The 19,416-nt window shown below is 47.5% G+C and carries 19 protein-coding genes, 2 tRNA genes and 1 other RNA gene; 2 read left to right on the top strand and 20 right to left on the bottom strand.

From position 1 onward, the window contains the following. Window positions 1-102 precede the first annotated feature (102 nt). The gene (gene zitB / locus PCO85_07455; GenBank protein ID WJV55233.1) at window positions 103-1,023 is read left to right on the top strand and encodes a CDF family zinc transporter ZitB; all 921 of its coding nucleotides are present in this window, start codon (window positions 103-105) and stop codon (window positions 1,021-1,023) included. 30 nt (window positions 1,024-1,053) lie between these two features. On the opposite strand, the gene pnuC is transcribed toward zitB, so the two are convergent. The 3 genes from pnuC to PCO85_07440 form a co-directional block, all read right to left on the bottom strand. Next, window positions 1,054-1,779 carry a nicotinamide riboside transporter PnuC gene (pnuC, locus tag PCO85_07450; GenBank protein WJV56024.1) on the bottom strand — a complete coding sequence of 242 codons (726 nt, stop codon included), beginning with the start codon at window positions 1,777-1,779 and terminating at the stop codon, window positions 1,054-1,056. A gap of 219 nt (window positions 1,780-1,998) precedes the next feature. Further along, window positions 1,999-3,042, bottom strand: coding sequence for a quinolinate synthase NadA (nadA, locus tag PCO85_07445; protein WJV55232.1), 1,044 nt, complete (start codon window positions 3,040-3,042; stop codon window positions 1,999-2,001). 226 nt (window positions 3,043-3,268) lie between these two features. Then, complete coding sequence (locus PCO85_07440) at window positions 3,269-3,985, bottom strand: DUF554 domain-containing protein (GenBank protein WJV55231.1); 717 nt, start codon at window positions 3,983-3,985, stop codon at window positions 3,269-3,271. 948 nt (window positions 3,986-4,933) lie between these two features. Here PCO85_07440 and PCO85_07435 point away from each other — a divergent pair. Continuing rightward, window positions 4,934-5,743 carry a carotenoid oxygenase family protein gene (locus PCO85_07435; protein WJV56023.1) on the top strand — a complete coding sequence of 270 codons (810 nt, stop codon included), beginning with the start codon at window positions 4,934-4,936 and terminating at the stop codon, window positions 5,741-5,743. Window positions 5,744-5,846: 103 nt separating this feature from the next. On the opposite strand, the gene PCO85_07430 is transcribed toward PCO85_07435, so the two are convergent. The 17 genes from PCO85_07430 to odhB all read right to left on the bottom strand — a co-directional run bounded on the left by PCO85_07430 (window position 5,847) and on the right by odhB (window position 19,414). Continuing rightward, a non-coding RNA gene (locus PCO85_07430) (RtT sRNA) lies at window positions 5,847-5,973 on the bottom strand. Window positions 5,974-6,013: 40 nt separating this feature from the next. Beyond that, a tRNA-Lys gene (locus tag PCO85_07425) sits at window positions 6,014-6,089 on the bottom strand. Between the two features lie 44 nt (window positions 6,090-6,133). Continuing rightward, a tRNA-Lys gene (locus PCO85_07420) sits at window positions 6,134-6,209 on the bottom strand. A 174-nt stretch (window positions 6,210-6,383) separates the two neighbouring features. Next, window positions 6,384-7,184, bottom strand: coding sequence for a cell division protein CpoB (gene cpoB, locus PCO85_07415; GenBank protein ID WJV55230.1), 801 nt, complete (start codon window positions 7,182-7,184; stop codon window positions 6,384-6,386). 9 nt (window positions 7,185-7,193) lie between these two features. Further along, window positions 7,194-7,703, bottom strand: a complete 510-nt coding sequence (pal, locus tag PCO85_07410) for a peptidoglycan-associated lipoprotein Pal (protein WJV55229.1) — start codon at window positions 7,701-7,703, stop codon at window positions 7,194-7,196. Window positions 7,704-7,743: 40 nt separating this feature from the next. Then, on the bottom strand, window positions 7,744-9,033 hold the full coding sequence (tolB, locus tag PCO85_07405) for a Tol-Pal system beta propeller repeat protein TolB (GenBank protein ID WJV55228.1): 1,290 nt from the start codon (window positions 9,031-9,033) through the stop codon (window positions 7,744-7,746). Between the two features lie 132 nt (window positions 9,034-9,165). After that, window positions 9,166-10,317, bottom strand: a complete 1,152-nt coding sequence (gene tolA, locus PCO85_07400) for a cell envelope integrity protein TolA (GenBank protein ID WJV55227.1) — start codon at window positions 10,315-10,317, stop codon at window positions 9,166-9,168. Window positions 10,318-10,380: 63 nt separating this feature from the next. Further along, entirely contained in the window at window positions 10,381-10,806 is a 426-nt protein-coding gene (tolR, locus tag PCO85_07395; protein ID WJV55226.1) for a colicin uptake protein TolR, read from the bottom strand. Between the two features lie 13 nt (window positions 10,807-10,819). Then, complete coding sequence (gene tolQ, locus PCO85_07390; protein WJV55225.1) at window positions 10,820-11,506, bottom strand: Tol-Pal system protein TolQ; 687 nt, start codon at window positions 11,504-11,506, stop codon at window positions 10,820-10,822. Beyond that, window positions 11,503-11,907, bottom strand: a complete 405-nt coding sequence (gene ybgC / locus PCO85_07385) for a tol-pal system-associated acyl-CoA thioesterase (GenBank protein ID WJV55224.1) — start codon at window positions 11,905-11,907, stop codon at window positions 11,503-11,505. Before ybgC ends, tolQ begins: the two co-directional genes overlap by 4 nt. A 134-nt stretch (window positions 11,908-12,041) precedes the next feature. Then, window positions 12,042-12,335, bottom strand: a complete 294-nt coding sequence (gene ybgE / locus PCO85_07380; protein WJV55223.1) for a cyd operon protein YbgE — start codon at window positions 12,333-12,335, stop codon at window positions 12,042-12,044. After that, window positions 12,332-12,448 (bottom strand): cytochrome bd-I oxidase subunit CydX, encoded by a 117-nt coding sequence (gene cydX / locus PCO85_07375; protein ID WJV55222.1) that lies wholly within the window; start codon window positions 12,446-12,448, stop codon window positions 12,332-12,334. Before cydX ends, ybgE begins: the two co-directional genes overlap by 4 nt. A gap of 16 nt (window positions 12,449-12,464) precedes the next feature. Beyond that, entirely contained in the window at window positions 12,465-13,604 is a 1,140-nt protein-coding gene (gene cydB / locus PCO85_07370; protein WJV55221.1) for a cytochrome d ubiquinol oxidase subunit II, read from the bottom strand. Between the two features lie 12 nt (window positions 13,605-13,616). Then, window positions 13,617-15,185, bottom strand: coding sequence for a cytochrome ubiquinol oxidase subunit I (gene cydA, locus PCO85_07365; GenBank protein WJV55220.1), 1,569 nt, complete (start codon window positions 15,183-15,185; stop codon window positions 13,617-13,619). Between the two features lie 829 nt (window positions 15,186-16,014). Beyond that, window positions 16,015-16,887, bottom strand: coding sequence for a succinate--CoA ligase subunit alpha (sucD, locus tag PCO85_07360; GenBank protein WJV55219.1), 873 nt, complete (start codon window positions 16,885-16,887; stop codon window positions 16,015-16,017). Then, window positions 16,887-18,053, bottom strand: coding sequence for an ADP-forming succinate--CoA ligase subunit beta (gene sucC / locus PCO85_07355; protein ID WJV55218.1), 1,167 nt, complete (start codon window positions 18,051-18,053; stop codon window positions 16,887-16,889). Before sucC ends, sucD begins: the two co-directional genes overlap by 1 nt. A 131-nt stretch (window positions 18,054-18,184) precedes the next feature. Then, the gene (odhB, locus tag PCO85_07350) at window positions 18,185-19,414 is read right to left on the bottom strand and encodes a 2-oxoglutarate dehydrogenase complex dihydrolipoyllysine-residue succinyltransferase (GenBank protein WJV55217.1); all 1,230 of its coding nucleotides are present in this window, start codon (window positions 19,412-19,414) and stop codon (window positions 18,185-18,187) included. Window positions 19,415-19,416: the final 2 nt, after the last annotated feature.

Here is a 19,416-nt window from a genome sequence, read left to right as displayed (position 1 = left end):
TTCACACGCTTTCCAATGTATTAAGCAGGCATAGGTTTTCCTTTACATTTACAGTAAAGTAAAACGGATATACCACTGGTGATTGGTAACTCAGGACGAACTATGACTCATTCACATTCCGCGGGGCAAGGCAGCAGTAGACGCCTGCTGGCGGCTTTTATCGTTACGGCCCTATTCATGGTGGCTGAAGCCATCGGCGGTTTTCTATCTGGCTCTTTGGCGCTATTGGCCGATGCTGGACATATGCTGACAGATACTGCAGCACTATTGATTGCACTGCTGGCGGTACGCTTTGCCCAGCGGAATCCCACAGATCGCCACACTTTCGGCTATCTACGTTTGACCACGCTGGCCGCTTTTGTCAATGCCATCACACTGTTAGCCATTACCTTTTTTATTTTCTGGGAAGCCATCCAACGTTTCTATCATCCACACCCTATTGCCGGTACATTGATGCTGCTGATTGCTATCAGCGGTTTGCTTGCCAATATAGTAGCGTTTTGGCTCTTGCATCACGGCAGTGATGAAAAGAATATGAATGTACGGGCGGCCGCAATACATGTACTGGGCGATCTACTCGGCTCTGTCGGGGCGATTGCCGCGGCACTCATCATCATGTTTACCGGCTGGACACCAATTGACCCTATTTTGTCAATTTTGGTATCTGGATTAGTATTGCGCAGCGCCTGGTCATTAATGAAAGAGAGCATTCATGAATTGCTGGAAGGGACGCCTGACAAAATTGATGTTGATGAGCTAAAAAAGAGACTACAACTGGATATCCCGGAAGTGCGTAACATTCATCATGTACACTTGTGGCAAGTTGGCGAAAAACCATTAATGACGCTTCATGCTCAGGTGATCCCACCTTACGATCATGATGCGCTGCTGCTACAGATTCAAAACTACCTGCTTGAGCATTACCAGATAGAACATGTTACGATTCAAATGGAATATCAGCAGTGTGATGACAACCATTGCCATATCCAGCACACAATGGAACATCATCACCATCATCATTAGTCACTGTACTTTCTGGTCACAACTTTCTGGTCACAAGGTACGCGCCAACGGTTGGGAGTGATTCTCCCGCGCTCCTTTAATCCACAGCCAGGAACCATTGAGCGCGATCAGCGTCAGAATGGCATATTGCAACGACATGGCATATACCCCTTGATAAGCGAATATCACTACGCTGATAACGTCAATCACCACCCACAACAACCAGTTTTCAACATATTTACGCGTCATTAGCACCATCGCCACGATGGAAAGAACCGTCATTGTGGAATCCCAGAATGGAAATGCATCCGGTTGCAACTGTGGCAATTGCGCATCAATCCCTACCGACTGCATCAAAGAAACGGCGATGGATGATAATACTGCAAAAACCGGATCAATATAGGCGCTCATCAACCCAATAGCGACAACACATACTGCTCCCCATACCAGTGTTTGCGGCAACGACAACCAACGGATCTTCAGCTCCGACTCATGACTACTGGTTTTCCGGCTCCAGGCATACCAGCCGTACAGGTTTGCACCAAAGAAAAAGATTTGCAGCAGCAGGCTGGCGTAGAGTTGAATCTGAAAAAAAATCAGCGCAAACAAGGTGACATTAATCAGGCCAAACAGGTAATTAATGGTTTTTTCCAGACTTGCCAGCCAAATACATAACAAACCAAAAATGGTTCCCAACGCTTCTACCCAAGAAAGGGCGTAACCATTTGTTCCCAGAGGGATATAAACCAAAATGTTGCTGGTACTGAAAAAATCCATATTTTCTTTACTCCGAATAAAAACGCTGTTTACCAGTCCCTTGTTGTTACTCAAACCAATTACCAGCAAAACACGGCCGTGTGACATTCAGTGAGATATTTCACGCCATAATCGGCTTCAGCCTTTTGTTTTTTTCACTGAACAACATGGTGCCAGATGCTGGGTTCTTTCCACATTTACACAGAAATAAGTCAACGAGTTATCAGCTATGTTTACTGCTTACCCCCTGAGTTTAGCAGCAAAATCGAGCATCCTGTTCAACGGAAGCAGCGCACGTTCTCGCACCAGTGAATCCACATGAATTTCATGGTTTACACCACCGTTTTCCAACGCAGTGGTAATCGCTTGTAGTCCATTCATCGCCATCCACGGACAGTGCGCACAACTACGGCACGTCGCGCCCTCGCCAGCAGTTGGTGCCTCTAATAAGGTTTTATCCGGACATGCTTGTTGCATTTTGTAAAAGATACCCCGATCAGTCGCCACAATAAGCTCTTGATTGGGTAACCGTTTAGCTGCCTGAATAAGTTGGCTGGTCGACCCCACCGCATCAGCCATATCCACTACGCTTTGCGGCGACTCAGGATGCACCAGAACAGCAGCGTTCGGATAAAGCGCCTTCATGCGTTTTAGTGATTGATTCTTAAATTCATCATGAACAATACAGGCTCCTTGCCAACACAATACATCAGCACCCGTTTGCTTCTGTACATAGCGCCCAAGGTGACGATCGGGTGCCCAGATGATTTTTTCACCCAGACTATCGAGGTGATCGATCAGCTCCACAGCAATGCTGGATGTTACCACCCAATCAGCGCGAGCCTTTACTTCTGCCGATGTGTTGGCGTAAACCACCACAGTGCGTTCCGGATGATTATCACAAAAATCACTGAATGCCTGAGCCGGACACCCTAAATCCAGCGAACACTCAGCATCCAGTGTCGGCATCAATACCGTTTTCTCAGGATTAAGAATTTTGGCAGTTTCACCCATAAACCTTACGCCAGCCACAATCAACGTGGAGGCCGGATGTGTATTACCAAAACGCGCCATTTCCAGCGAGTCGGCGACACAACCCCCGGTTTCTTCCGCTAATGACTGAATTTCCGGATCGGTATAATAATGCGCTACCAGCACGGCATTCCGTTGAATCAACAGCGCCTTTATTTGGTCGCGATAATGCACCTTTTCATCAACTGAAAGTGGTTTGGGTTTGACAGGAAAGGGATAATCGATTTCTTGGCTATCTAAGAATAGGCTCATGATAAATTCCGCACGGTTACATTAGCCCCTAACATCATCATTGGGCCACTTGTTTTGTATCCTAAACAAATTACCGTAGAAAAGCGATAAAGTCGCTTTATTTTTCCCAGTATGGGTGAAATTTGTTTACTGGATTAAAACGATAATCGGCAGAAAGGTATTATTGATTGATATTATGGGGGAATAACAAAAGCTGACCCGGAATAAAGGCCAGCGATAACAGTAATTAACCGAATAACTGATGCCAATACAACGACAACGGGATGATGAGTATCAGTGCAGGCAGGAAATTTACCACAGCAAACGTTTTTATCTGAGCAATACGCAATCCCACAGCCATCATGATAATGCCACCGCAAGCAGAAAAATCCCCCATCGTGATAACCGTCATCACAGGCATAATCAGTTTGGCTGAAAAGAATAACAGCATCTGGACAATGAACTGAGGAATAGCAATAGACATGACCGCCATCCCCAGAGTAGTAGCAAAAATGAGTGCGGTAAAAACATCCAATACCGATTTAATTATGAGGAGTTGGTAATCTCCCGTCAGACCTTCCGTCAATGCGCCTACCACGCCTGTACCACTGGCGCAAAACAATACAATTAACGCCGTAAAGTTCTGCGAATAGACGTCCTGAGGTAATCTATGCTCAGGTGGTGGTACAAACCGACTCAACGTCCGCTCAACAAAAATACCTGCCTTCTGTACACCCAACTCTAAACGTAACAACTCGCCGATACCCACGCCGATGACAATAGACAATGCCACTGCCGGAAGTTGTTGAACCTTCACAACTAACGTTACTCCCATGGCAATAGAAACCATTGCAAATGCAGGCGGCAAACCATCTCGCATACGTTGGGGGATAAAACGACGCAATAAAACACCGAAGCCGCCACCGATTAAAATGGCAGAACCATTAATAAATGGACCAATCATTAAACGACCTTACTTGTGGGCTTGTCTGACTACTACATGAGTATTTCAGATACAGTAAAATCCCGAGAGATTAAACAGAAGGATGAAACAGTCATTATAACGCAAACAGGCAGCCGGCAAGCCAGGAAAAAGGGTAATACCTGATACTGATCAGGAATAGCATTTTGTTTTGTCGGTCTATTCGGCAATCGACGACTGTCGACGTCGATTGCGTGACAAACAGCGGCCATATCAGATGATTAGCGGCATGTCCTCCATTCGACACGCTGCCACTGAGCTACCGTAGCTCACTTTGCCAGCGGGAGCGTTTCGTGCACAAACGTCCCGAACAGGGCTTCCTTGCTCAACTAATAACGCTCTAGCAGCCTTAATTGTTGGTGTGATGATCGCCGTGGCGACGTTCTGGATCATCCTTCCAGCCACACCGTCTGTTCGTAGCATGCTGTTAGCGAGGAGGATCGTCCGACTAACCTTGCAACTTTCTAAAAATCGGGACGCCGCGTCTGCCAAGGCCATGCGGCAAAATCTACGCAACGCTTTGGCAAGACTGCTCTATTTCACGAAGCCACAGAGCGCAATTTTTCTGGCCGCTCAGGAATGTCTCGCAGCCGCCAGCCAAATGATGGCAACGAAGAACCAAGATCAAACCACATCAACCTCATCTCCAAACGTACCAGCGTACGACTCTGCCGCGAGGCAAGCTGCCGCCCCAGATCAAAGACACCTTCTTTCAGGTCTCGCCGGATTCCTATTATCCGCCGATGCGGGGCAAAGACATCTTCTTCAACGGTGACGGGCTTGTATCAGCCTTCAAATTCGAGAACGGCCACGTCAGCCTGCGCCGCTGTTACGTTCAGACTGACAGGCTGAAGGCACAATGGAAGGCGCGACGTTCCCTCAACGGCATCTACCGCAACATCTACACCAACGATCCGCTGGCAGCCGGACCTGCCACAACGCTTCGGTGTCCTACCGCGTGACGGCAGCAGTGAGGATGTTATGTGGTTCCACGGACCGAAGGACGGCTTCCAGGGGCATACCCTCAACGCTTACAAGGAGGATGGTTTACTACGAGTCGACATACCGGTAACGAACAGCAACGTCTTTTATTTCTTCCCACAGGCCGACGGTTCCGTTCCCTTGCCAGAGGGCTTGAGTTCGCAGCTCATGCGATGGACATTCAATCTCAACGGTCCGGGAGAATCAGGGACTGGCCAACAAACTCTCCAGCCACAACCTCTCACATCGTTCCCTTGCGAGTTCCCCCGCTGTGATGAACGCTTCACCGGCAAGCCATATGAGCACGGTTTTGTCCTTGCCTTCGACCCGGCCCTGCCCTTCGACGAGACACTGGGCGAACGGCCATTTCAGTTCTTCAACCAGCTTGCCCATGTCAACGTAAGGACCAGCGAGACTGAAACCTGGTATCCCGGTAATGCGCAGTGCTTTCAGGAACCGATTTTCGTTCCCCGTTCACCAGATGCGCCCGAGGGCGATGGCTATGTGATCGCGTTGCTAAATCATCTCCACGGCAACGATACCGAATTAGTGGTGCTGGACTCGCTGAAGATAGCTACCGGCCCTGTCGCCCGCATCAAGGTTCTTCCGTCTACGCATGTCACTGCATGGCAACTGGACCCCGGCAGAGGCGCTGGAGGGCACCCAATCCGGCCGGTAACTCGGCAATTAGACACAGTCAGAGGTAGATCACGCATGGCTGGCATCAACACAGACTCTCCTTGCAGAGGATTGTTGTGAGCGGTGCCAGTTTTACAGGACTGCAATTCGTGCGCAGTTCCACCATCACGATATGTGCAACATGCCGTTTCGATGGAATAAAGATAACCAGAGTAATTTGAAATGGTGGGTCGTGCGGGATGATTCGGCCTTTGGCCTCACCCTTCGGGCCAACGCTATCGCGTTGTTGTCTCGCTTTCGCTCGGCTCGAACCTGAACGCAGGTTCCCACCCACACGATATGTGCAACATGCCGTTTTGATGGAATAAAGATAACCAGAGTAATTTGAAATGGTGGGTCGTGCGGGATTCGAACCTGCGACCAATTGATTAAAAGTCAACTGCTCTACCAACTGAGCTAACGACCCGCAATGCGGAATTCTGCAAAGAAAAAATAGCATTTCTTGAAATTTGGTGGGTCGTGCGGGATTCGAACCTGCGACCAATTGATTAAAAGTCAACTGCTCTACCAACTGAGCTAACGACCCAAATTTACTGCTGCTTTAGCGATTCAGTCTTGCCTTGGCAACGGCGGCATATATTACTAATATAATTTCTCAGTGCAACCTATTTTCCACCCAAAAGGTCCGACTGCTTGTTCTTCACGCAATAAAGCACAAAAATCACACGAGATGAGTGATTTTTGTGCTTACCGGAAAGAATCACAAAGCCGCCAAACGCTTCCGTGCCTGTTTGGCGCCTTCAGTGTTGGGATAGATTTTAATAACCTGCTGATATACTGCTTTTGCCTTATCTGGCTGACCTTTTTCTTGCATGATTACCCCAACCTTGAATAACGCTTCAGATGCTTTGGGGGATTTAGGATAATTTTTGACAACATTAGCAAAATAATATGCCGCATCGTCTTTTTTACCTTTGGTGTAATACAGTTGTCCAAGCCAATAGTTGGCATTTGGCTGGAAAGTAGAATCAGGATATTTCTTGATAAAATTTTGGAATGCAACAATAGCTTGATCATACTGCTTTTTTTCAAGCACTAAAGCTACGGCTTCATTATAATCGCTGTTTGCATCCCCTGAGCTGGCAGGCACAGAGGCCGGAGAAGTGCTGCTGGTATTTGTTGCGCCAGCGCCAGTACCAGGTGTCGTTGCTGCGCTGCCTCCCGCTGCCGCAGAAGGCGACTGTCCCCCTTTGGAACTCAGTCCATCAATTTGTTGATATATTTGCTTCTGTCGCTCAACAACCTGCTGCAACTGATACTGATTTTCCTGAATTTGGCCACGTAAGCTATCAATCTCGTCTTGAGTCGCCGAGACTTGTTTCTGAAGTTCGGTTAAAAGCTGACCACGAGCGTTAGAGATACGCTCAAGTTCAATGACTCGATCTTCTATCGAGCCGGAGCCGGCATTACTGATTGGTGCCTGGGCAGTAGCGACCCAAGGGGTCGCTACGCCAATCAGTAACGACAGACTCAACAGATGATGTCTGAAGTTACTGTTCATGCGATTCTCTTAATATACCAGGACAGCACGACGGTTTTTAGCGTAAGCCGCTTCATCATGACCCAGAACAGCGGGTTTTTCTTTACCGTAAGACACGATAGAGATTTGGTCAGCCGAAACGCCTTTACCTTGCAAATACATCTGTACCGCGTTAGCACGACGTTCACCCAACGCGATATTGTACTCTGGAGTACCACGTTCATCCGTGTAACCTTCGATAGTCACTTTGTAAGACGGATTATTACGCAGGAAGGCAGCATGCTCGTCCAGCATCTGCGCAAAGTCAGAGCGGATATCATACTTGTCCAGATCAAAGTAAACGGTATTGTTGCGCTGCAATTTTTGTATCTGCAAGCGAGCCTGTTCAGCAGATGACATATTGCCATTGTTTTCCATTCCCATTCCCGTTCCGTCCGTAGACGATTGGTCATTGTTAGCATGTTTATTAGAGCTACATGCGGCAACGGCCAGCACCGGCAAAGCCAACATGAGGCCTTTCAGTACTTTATTGAATTGCATTTTTATGTCCTTTGAATAGGTTATACATATTTGTTTGCATTTATAAATACGGCGACCAAGCAGGAGAGTTAACCTGTCCATCAGTAGCCGGAAGGCGCGCTTTGAAACGTCCATCAGTCGAGACTAACTGAAGCACGGATCCCAATCCTTGTTCAGAACTGTAGATCACCATGGTACCGTTAGGCGCAATACTTGGCGTTTCGTCCAGGAACGAGTCCGTTAATACTTGAACAGCGCCCGTTACCAGATCTTGCTTGGCAATGTGTTGAGCACCATTGTTAGTGCTCACCATCACCATAAATTTACCATCATTACTGATTTCCGCCTCTTGATTCTGAGGCCCTTCCCACGTCAGACGCTGAGACGGTCCACCGTTAACGCTAATCTTGTATATCTGGGGACGCCCGGTCTGGTCAGAAGTATAGGCCAGTGTCTGGCTATCTGGAAACCAAGTCGGCTCCGTATTATTACTGCGACTATTCGTTATCTGGCTAATCTGTCCAGAACTCAAATTCATGACATACAGATTCAGGCTTCCACTTTTGGAAAGTGCAAACGCCAATTTAGTGCCATCAGGAGAGAATGCGGGTGCGCCATTGTGACGAGGGAATGAAGCGACCTGACGGATAGCCCCATTAGCCAGCGTTTGGATAACCAATGCCGAGCGACCACTTTCAAACGTTACATAGGCCAGTTTGCTGCCATCCGGCGACCAGGCTGGTGACATCAAAGGTTCAGGAGAGCGATGAACGACAAACTGGTTGTAGCCATCATAATCAGCTACACGCAGCTCATAGGGATATTTACCGCCATTGGTTTGAACCACATAAGCAATACGGGTACGGAACGCGCCCTTAATACCGGTCAGTTTTTCAAATATTTGATCACTGGCGGTATGTGCCGCATAACGTAACCATTGTTTCGTTACCTTAAACTGGTTTTGTGACAGGACGTTACCCGTGCTGCCGGAAACATCGACAAGCTGATAGGAAATTACATACCCATCAGCACTCGGTTGAACCTGGCCAATAACCACATCATCAATACCCAGTGCAGTCCATGCCGCTGGCGTGATTTCAGCAACACTTCCTGGTTGTTGAGGCATACGACTCGGATCAATTGGATTGAATTTCCCACTGTTACGCAAGTCCGCCCCTACAATGCCACCAATGTCTGCCGGCGCAGCACCAGGGCCAACCCATTTGAACGGAACAACACCAATCGGGCGTGCAGAGTCGACACCCTGGGTTATTTCTATACGCACTTCTGCATGTAGTACAGATGCCCACAGCATTAAAAAACTCAACGCAACTTTAAATGCCTGCTTCATTTTATCTCCCTTATCCAGGCTATTAACCTATGATAAACAGCAGAATCTCAACAAACCAATATCAACAAAACACTATAACCCAGCCCACTTACCATAGTAATAGTCTCAAACCCATACTGGTAAGTGACATAATTATTGCGGTTTAAAATCTATCGGCGCGTTTTTAAAAGCTTCGTACACTTCCCGGCTAGGTGGCTTAGGAATTCTGGCCTGCTTAGCCGCAGCAATAGCGGCCTGACATAAAGCGGGATCGCCACCTTCAGTCTGAACATCAACCAGTAAACCATCTGGCGCCAATTTCACCCGTAATGTACAAGTACGCCCCTTATATGACTCCCAATTATAGAATTTACTCTGAATAGCTGTTCTGACCTGACTGCCATAGCTGTCAAGTGCAGCACCAGAAGCACCACTTTTCTTGTTGTTGCCAACACCAGCGGGTGCATTACCAGCATTTGCCGTCGCACTACTACCACTTTTGGGGGCATTCTTCGAAGAAGCCAGACCACCTAGCAAATTATCAACAGTATTGGCTTGTTTAGCCGCTTCAGCAGCCGCTTTCTTTTTCTCTTCAGCCGCTTTTTTCCTGGCGGCTGCCACTTCGGCTTTTTTGGCTGCATCTGCCGCGGCTTTTTCTTTGGCTGCTACGGCTGCTGCTGCCTTGGCTTTTGCTTCTTCTTGCGCTTTTTGTTTTGCTAACTCTGCTGCTTTTGCCTTGGCAACATCTTCCGCTTTTTTCTTCGCTTCCGCTGCTGCCTGTTTCTTGGCTTCATCTTCAGCTTGTTTCTTCGCTGCCGCCGCTGCTTTCGCCTGCTGTTCAGCCTCAGCCTTCACCTTGGCGGCTGCCGCTTCAGCTTGTTTTTGCTGTTCTTTGGCTTGCAGTATCGCTTCTTCTGCTTGTTTACGTTGTTCAGCCTGCTGCTGAGCCTGCTTTTTAGCCTCTTCCTGAGCTTGTAGGCGTTCTTTCTCCAACTCTTTCAGACGCTGCTGCTCAGCTGCCTGTTTTTCCTGTAACTCGACAGCCTGCTGTTCAGCTTGTTTTTGGCGTAACTGTTCAGCACGTTTGGCATCGGTCTGTTGCTGTTGCTGGCGGTTATATTGTTCAACAACCGCATTGGGATCGACCATGACCGCATCAATCGATGAACCGCCGCCGCCGCCACTAGCATCCATATTCTGGTTCGATGAACTCAGAACCAGCAACACAATCAGAATGATGTGCAAAACTGCCGAGACAATTACGGCACGTTTTAACTTGTCGTTTTGTTCGTTTGCCTTTAGCACAAGTGGTTTCCAAAAACAGTGTTGCCAGAAAAATGACTAACGCTCATTAACAAACCAACCTATTTAAATCGGTTGCGTCATCAAGCCTACAGATTTCACACCAGCCTGATGTAACAAATTCAATGCTTTGATAATTTCGTTATATGGAACATCTTTCGCTCCGCCAATCAAAAATATCGTTTTGGGATTCGCCGATAAGCGGGACTGCGCTTCTGCTACAACCTGCTCCGGCGGTAACTGCTCCATACGATTATGATCAATGACCAAGCTGTACTGCCCGACGCCAGATACCTCAACAATCACTGGAGGGGTGTCATTGCTGGAAACCGTTTTTGACTCTGTTGCATCCGGCAAATCGACTTCCACACTTTGGGTAATAATCGGTGCCGTCGCCATAAAAATGAGCAGCAATACCAGCAATACATCCAACAATGGAACAATATTAATCTCGGACTTCAGCGCCCGGCGACCACGACGTACACGTGCCATGCTATCCTCCTGATTAACGACTATTTTCGCTGGAGAATGCCTGACGATGCAGGATGGCAATAAACTCTTCCATAAAGTTATCGTAATTCTGCTCGAGCCTGTTTACCTGCTGATTCAGGCGGTTAAATGCCATCACAGCCGGGATGGCAGCAAACAAACCGATAGCCGTGGCAATCAATGCCTCGGCGATGCCCGGAGCCACCATCTGCAACGTTGCCTGTTTTACCGCACCAAGAGCAATAAAAGCATGCATGATCCCCCATACAGTACCGAAAAGCCCGATATAGGGGCTAATGGAACCCACGGTACCCAAAAACGGAATATGCGTTTCCAAACTTTCCAGTTCGCGATTCATGGAAATACGCATCGCACGGGATGCACCCTCAACCACAGCTTCTGCCGCATGGCTGTTTGCCCGGTGCAGGCGAGCAAACTCTTTAAAGCCGGCATAAAAAATTTGTTCTGTTCCCGTCAGACTTTCCCGGCGAGTCTGACTCTCCTGATAAAGACGTGATAATTCAATACCCGACCAGAATTTGTCTTCAAATGCTTCAGCATCACGAGCCGCCGCATTCAGAATACGCGTACGCTGAATGATGATTGCCCAGGAAGCGATAGAAAAACAGATTAAAATTAGCATGATAAGTTTAACCAGAAGGCTAGCCTTCAGGAACAAATCAAGGATATTCATGTCAGTCACTGCTTAAACTCCGCGACAATAGACTTAGGAAGCGCAATCGGCTTCATTTGATGTGGATCGATACAGGCGATCAAAACCTCAGCATGGCTTAGCACACTACCATGTAAATTGAGAATACGCTGAGCGAAAGTCAGAGAAGCTCCACGCATCAAAACGATCTCGCTTTGCACTTCCAACAAATCGTCAAGACGCGCTGGAGCAAGGTACTCCACTGCTATTTTACGAACAGCAAAAGCAATGTGTTCTTCCAATAGCGACTGCTGATAAAAACCATGCTTACGCAACATTTCTGTCCGAGCCCTTTCATAAAAGGCAACATAACGGGCGTGGTAAACTACCCCACCTGCATCAGTGTCTTCAAAATAGACGCGTACTGGCCAGCGGAACACCTTATTACTCACTTTACATCCCAGCAATGCGATAAACTTCGTTACTATACGCAAGAGGGATGGTGTTTGGAATCGGAAGTATGTACAGGAAAGTAAATAATTATGGGTTGTTTACAACCCATAACAAAAAGGAATTAAAGATTCGTTTACAAGAAGTAGTAATACAATCCTGAGGCAAGAATCACAAATGCAGGAAGAGGAGAGAAGATAGCTCGCCACCGCAATCGTTGCGGTCGGTAACCCGTCCCATGGACGACACCAGCACACACGGCCCAAACCAGTAAAAAACCTTGCCAAACAGCAAGAGAACTGGTTTTGGCAGCGAAACGTGCCGGTTCCCAAAACACGCACCCAGCCAGCAAAAGCGCCATGATCAGGGAAAAGGCCCGAAACGGGCCTTTGTCCATTAAACGATAGAGATTATCAACAAGACGACTCATTGTGATTTATCTTTCACCGCTTTGCTTGCTTCACTCTGCTCAAGCGCCAGGGCAGTAACAATTCCCAGCGAACAAGCAAGAAGCGTTCCTAGTATCCAGGCAAAATACCACATAAATTATGCTCCTTACTTAATACAGCGAATGGGAGTTCTGCTCAACATGCTCTTTGGTAATACGACCACGCATCTTGTAGTAACACCAGCAAGTGTAAGCCAACATAATCGGCACGAGGATAATCACCACGACAGTCATTACCTGCAGCGTTAACAGACTAGATGTCGCATCCCATATGGTCAGGCTAGCATTCGGCATGGTTACGGACGGCATAATGAATGGGAACATAGCCGTACCGGCTGTCAAAATGACACCCGCAATACTCAGTGATGAAAACAGAAATGCCATTGCATCTTTTTCCAACCGGGCCATCATTGCTGACAATAACGGTGAGATCACCCCTAACAGCGGAATAGCCCACAGCACCGGATATTTATTGAAATTAATCATCCATGCTCCCGCCTGACGAACAACTTCTTTGTGTAGCGGGTTAGATTCGGCAGCCGTATTCACCACAGAGGTAATAACATAGCCATCAATACCATAAACAATCCATACGCCAGCCAATACGAATGTAACCACCAACAGAAGTGATGACACCTGAGCCGCGACTTTGGCACGAATGTGCAACTCGCCAGTAGTGCGCATCATCAGGTAAGTTGCGCCTTGAGCCATAAACATACTCAGGCTGACGATACCAGCCAGTAATCCAAACGGGTTCAGGAGCTGGAAGAAGTTACCGGTGTAGTACAGACGCAGATATTCATCAACATGGAATGGAACGCCTTGCAGCAGATTACCGAAAGCCACGCCAATAACAACTGGCGGGATAAAGCTACCGGCAAAAATGCCCCAATCCCACATATTGCGCCAACGTGAGTCTTCAATCTTGGAACGGTAGTCGAAACCGACCGGACGGAAGAACAATGAGGCCAACACCAGAATCATCGCAACGTAGAACCCAGAGAACGCAGCAGCATAAACCATTGGCCATGCAGCAAACAATGCACCACCAGCGGTTATCAACCACACCTGATTGCCATCCCAATGGGGAGCGATGCAATTGATCATCACCCGGCGCTCGACATCATTTCGGCCCATCAAGCGAGCCAGGATGCCCACACCCATGTCAAAACCATCGGTGACCGTAAAACCGATCAGCAACACGCCAATCAGCAGCCACCAGATAAAACGCAATACTTCATAATCAAACATAGCGGACTCCTGTTACCGTGCGTCCTGCGCAGCTGTAATCGGCTGTTCAAAGTGGTATGCACCCGTTTTCAGGCTACTGGGACCGAGACGCGCATACTTGAACATCAGATAGGTTTCTGCGACAAGGAATAACGTATACAGACCACAAATCAGCCCCATAGAGAACAGGATATCTCCGGCCGTCAACGACGAGTTGGCAACTGCGGTTGGTAATATTTCACCAATTGCCCAAGGTTGACGACCATACTCGGCGACAAACCAACCTGATTCGACAGCAATCCACGGCAGTGGGATACCATACAATGCCGCACGATGCAGCCACTTTTTATGACCAATTTTGTTCCTCAGCACTGACCAGAAGGAGAGGCCGAAGATCAGCAACATCAAACCGCCGCAGGCCACCATAATGCGGAAGGCGAAATACAACGGAGCAACACGCGGAATAGAATCTTTTGTTGCCTGCTTGATTTGATTCTCAGTTGCATCGGATACATTGGGCGTATAGCGTTTCAGCAGCAGACCATAACCCAGATCTTTCTTGGCTTTATTAAAGGCTTCACGTACTGAGGGATCAGTATTACCTGCACGTAACTGTTCCAGCAATTGGTAGGCTTTCATACCATTGCGGATACGGACTTCGTGTTGTGCCATAAGCTCTTTCAGACCGGTAACCGTTTTATCGGTAGAACGGGTAGCGATCAAACCAAGCACATAAGGGATCTGGATAGAGTATTTATTCTCCATCGAATCCTGATTTGGCAGGCCAAACAGCGTAAAAGCAGCAGGTGCCGGCTGGGTTTCCCACTCAGCTTCAATGGCAGCCAGTTTGGTTTTTTGTACGTCACCCATTTCATAACCGGATTCATCACCCAGCACAATAACGGACAACACGGCGGCCATGCCAAAACTGGCTGCAATTGCAAATGAGCGTTTGGCAAAAGCGACATCTCGGCCTTTCAGCAAATAGAAAGAACTGATACCAAGAACAAACATCGCACCCGTACAATAACCTGCAGCCACAGTATGAACAAACTTCACTTGGGCTACCGGGTTCAATATCAGCTCACTAAAACTCATCATTTCCATGCGCATGGTTTCGAAATTGAAATCAGAGGCGATGGGATTCTGCATCCAGCCATTAGCAACCAGAATCCATAGTGCAGAGAGGTTAGATCCCAGAGCGACCAGCCAGGTAACCGTCATGTGCTGAACTTTGCCTAGACGATCCCAACCGAAGAAGAACAACCCGATAAACGTGGATTCCAGAAAGAATGCCATCAGGCCTTCAATCGCCAGAGGTGCACCGAAGATATCCCCGACATAATGCGAGAAATAAGACCAGTTAGTACCAAACTGGAATTCCATGGTTAGCCCAGTGGCAACACCGAGTGCAAAGTTAATTGCAAACAGTTTGCCCCAAAACTTCGTCATATCTTTATAGATTTGTTTACCAGACAGGACATATGCCGTTTCCATGATCGCCAATATAAACGTCATACCTAACGTTAATGGAACGAACAGGAAATGATACATCGCTGTTAAGGCAAACTGTAAACGCGACAGTTCGACTATATCTAACATCTTGACTCCTTGCTCCTCGCAGGAAGGTTTTAGCTTTCAGTATAGACAAGCTGCTAAACACCCGGCAGTAATACCCGAAAAAGCACAAAAAATGCTTCAGCGCAGGCTGATACCCATGATCTTTCAAGTTACAGTAATGTAGCGTCGTTCACTCACCCGAATCACTTATTTAAGTAAGCTCATCAGACCTCATTCACTTGCCACCTTCCTGCATCATGAAATCTATCAAGTATATACACATTGCAAATAAGTATAGTAAATCCAACAAGTAGACTCAAAAGAGAACATTGGTATTACAAATATCATACCCGAACAGAGTAACCGTATATTACGCCTCTAATTATCTACAATAAATAAGTTTTTACGTGATGTAGATTGGGTTTTTGATTCTATATCAACCCTTCTCACATATACACCCCATAATGCAATTGATCTGGCGCAATTTAGCATTATCAGAGAAATAACATTGGGTCGATTTTGTTGATCTGAAACAATTATTCACGTTTATGTTAACTATCGATGTTATTTAATTTTTTATTAGCCGCATTGTTAATTTTATGTAATTCTTAAGTTTCAAATCATCGCTATCGATAATATATTTTTTACTTAAATTAAAAAAAATGTGCGTTGATCCCAATTATCAAAATTTATAATTAATAATCAATATTGTTATAACAATGTTGCACATTTGATATATTTTAATTTCACAAAAGTTATTTATATGCATATTAATAATAACGATACAAAAAAGGCCACTCGAAGGTGGCCAAACATGTCGAACTTTAAAAATATTACACACTAGCTTAGGAATATATCCTGTAGTGTGGCTCTAGCGTGTCAGCACAGACTTTACTGCGTCGCCAATATCAGCCAGACTACGAACCGTTTTAACACCGGCAGCTTCCAGTGCTGCAAATTTATCATCTGCAGTTCCTTTACCACCGGCAATAATTGCCCCAGCATGACCCATTCGTTTACCTTTTGGCGCGGTCACCCCGGCGATGTAGCCGACGACTGGTTTTGTAATATGCTCTTTGATATAAGCAGCGGCCTCTTCCTCGGCAGTACCACCAATCTCACCGATCATCACGATAGCCTCGGTTTGGGGATCCTGCTCAAACAGCTTCAGGATATCAATAAAGTTTGAGCCGGGGATCGGATCACCACCAATGCCAACACAGCTCGACTGCCCCAGACCAATATCCGTCGTTTGCTTCACGGCTTCATAAGTCAATGTACCTGAGCGGGAGACGATGCCCACCTTACCTGGCAGATGAATGTGACCCGGCATAATACCGATTTTACACTCACCTGGAGTAATGACGCCCGGACAGTTAGGTCCAATCATACGAACACCGCTTTGCTCCAGCTTGACCTTTACGCTCAGCATGTCGAGGGTCGGGATCCCCTCGGTGATACAGATAATCAACTGAATGCCAGCATCAATAGCTTCCAGGATAGAATCTTTACAGAATGGAGCCGGTACATAAATAACTGATGCAGTGGCACCAGTGGCCTCTACCGCTTCGCGCACAGTATTGAACACCGGCAGTCCAAGGTGCTCGGTACCACCTTTACCCGGCGTTACACCGCCGACCATTTGTGTACCATAAGCAATCGCCTGTTCAGAGTGGAAGGTACCCTGGCTACCAGTCAAACCCTGGCAGATAACTTTGGTGTTTTTATCGATCAGAATGGACATTATTTACCCTCCACAGCAGCAACCACTTGCTGAGCCGCATCGGTCAGACTGGTCGCAGCAATGATATTCAAACCGCTGTCCGCCAATTTCTTCGCTCCCAGCTCTGCATTGTTACCTTCGAGACGCACAACGACAGGCACGTTTACACCCACTTCTGCTACCGCCCCGATAATACCGTCAGCGATCAAATCACAACGCACAATGCCACCGAAAATGTTCACCAGCACCGCTTTTACCTTGTCATCCGATAAAATAATTTTAAAAGCTTCTGTTACACGCTCTTTCGTCGCACCACCGCCAACGTCCAGGAAATTAGCTGGCGCACCACCATGCAATTTGACAATATCCATGGTGCCCATTGCCAAACCGGCACCATTCACCATACAACCGATGTTGCCATCCAGAGCCACATAATTAAGCTCCCACTGGGCAGCATGCTCCTCACGCGGATCTTCTTGACTGGCATCATGCATCTCACGTAATTCCGGCTGACGGAACAAGGCATTGCCATCAACGCCCAGCTTGCCATCCAGACACACCAGATCACCCTGTTGAGTGATGACTAATGGATTGATTTCCACCAATGCCAGATCACGTTCCAGGAACATGGTTGCCAGACCCATAAAAATCTTGGTGAACTGAGCAACCTGTTTACCGCTAAGACCCAGCTTGAACGCCAACTCACGCCCTTGATAAGGTTGAGGACCAGTCAGCGGATCCAAGGCAGCTTTATGAATCAAATGCGGCGTTTCTTCAGCCACTTTCTCAATCTCAACGCCACCTTCAGTGGAAGCCATGAAGACAACACGACGACTGGCACGGTCAATCACTGCACCCAGATAGAGTTCTTTATCAATGTCGGTAGCACTTTCCACCAGAATTTGGCTTACTGGCTGACCATTGGCATCAGTCTGGTAAGTCACCAGACGCTTACCCAGCCAATTTTCCGCAAAGGCGCGGATGTCTTCTTTACTTTTTACGACCTTGACGCCGCCAGCCTTGCCTCGACCACCGGCATGAACCTGACACTTGACCACCCAGGGACCAGCACCAATTTTTGATGCAGCTTCTTCTGCCTCACGCGGCGTGGTGCAGGCATAACCGGTGGGTGCGGGTAAACCATACCGAGCAAAGAGTTGTTTTGCCTGATACTCGTGTAAATTCATGATGTTCTATCCATTTAAGTTTGAAGATAAGTCCCGGGACTTTCTTATATTTTGGATAAAGCCGTTATGAAAACGGCCTGCATAGCACTCTCGACAGGCGGCATAAAGTTGATTATGCCGCCCAAACAGCTTTATACGTCCAACAACAAACGAGCCGGATCTTCCAGCATCTCTTTTATGGTAACCAGGAAGCCAACAGACTCGCGTCCATCAACCAAACGGTGATCATAGGAAAGCGCCAGATACATCATCGGCAGGATCACTACCTGACCGTTAATCGCCATCGGACGATCCTTAATGGCATGCATACCCAGAATAGCGCTCTGCGGCGGGTTAATAATCGGGGTAGACATCAGCGAACCGAACACACCACCGTTAGTAATGGTAAAGTTGCCACCGGTCAACTCTTCAACCGTCAATTTGCCGTCACGACCTTTTACAGCCAACTCTTTGATTTTTTTCTCGATATCGGCCATACCCAAAGCGTCAACATCTTTCAGAACCGGAGTCACCAGGCCACGCGGCGTTGAAACCGCAATACTGATGTCAAAGTAGTTGTGATAAACCACATTTTCGCCATCAATCGACGCATTCACTTCCGGGTAGCGTTTCAGCGCTTCAACAACGGCCTTGGTGTAAAAAGACATAAAGCCAAGACGAACACCATGACGTTTTTCAAACGCTTCACCGTATTGACGACGCATGTCCATAATCGGCTGCATGTTGACTTCATTAAACGTCGTCAGCATGGCAGTACTGTTCTTCGCTTCCAGCAGGCGTTCAGCAACACGCTTGCGCAGACGAGTCATCGGGACTCGTTTTTCACTGCGGCCACCTAGCACCGGTGTCTCTACGGCATCCGTCACTGGCGTCGGTGTCACTGTCTTCTTACTTTCCTTACTTTGGGCGGCGAGGTGTTTTTCCACATCTTCACGCGTGATGCGACCACCAACTCCACTGCCTTTAATGGCTGTAGCATCCAGATCATGTTCAGCAATCAGGCGACGAATAGCCGGACTGAGCGCATCATTATTTTCTTCTTCCAACGCCGCGGTGTAACGTTGGGCAGGTGTAGACTCTTTGCTCTGTGGTTTTTCACTGCTTTCTTTACCCGTACTGTCTCCCGGACGAAGACGCCCCAAGACCTGACGGGAAGTTACCGTTGCGCCTTCATTTTCCAGAATGACATCAAGAATGCCCGCTTCAGTAGCCGGAACCTCTAAAACCACTTTATCCGTTTCGATCTCAACCAACACTTCATCGCGCTGAACACTATCACCCGGGTTTTTATGCCAAGTGGCTACGGCAGCATCTACAACCGATTCAGGCAGGTCAGGAACGAGAATATCTACGCTACTCATTA

It is taken from the genome of Prodigiosinella aquatilis (genome assembly GCA_030388725.1).
Taxonomy (GTDB): Bacteria; Pseudomonadota; Gammaproteobacteria; order Enterobacterales; family Enterobacteriaceae; genus Prodigiosinella; species Prodigiosinella aquatilis.
Note: the sequence above shows the minus strand (reverse complement) of the source record. Positions and strands in the feature narration are given on the sequence as shown.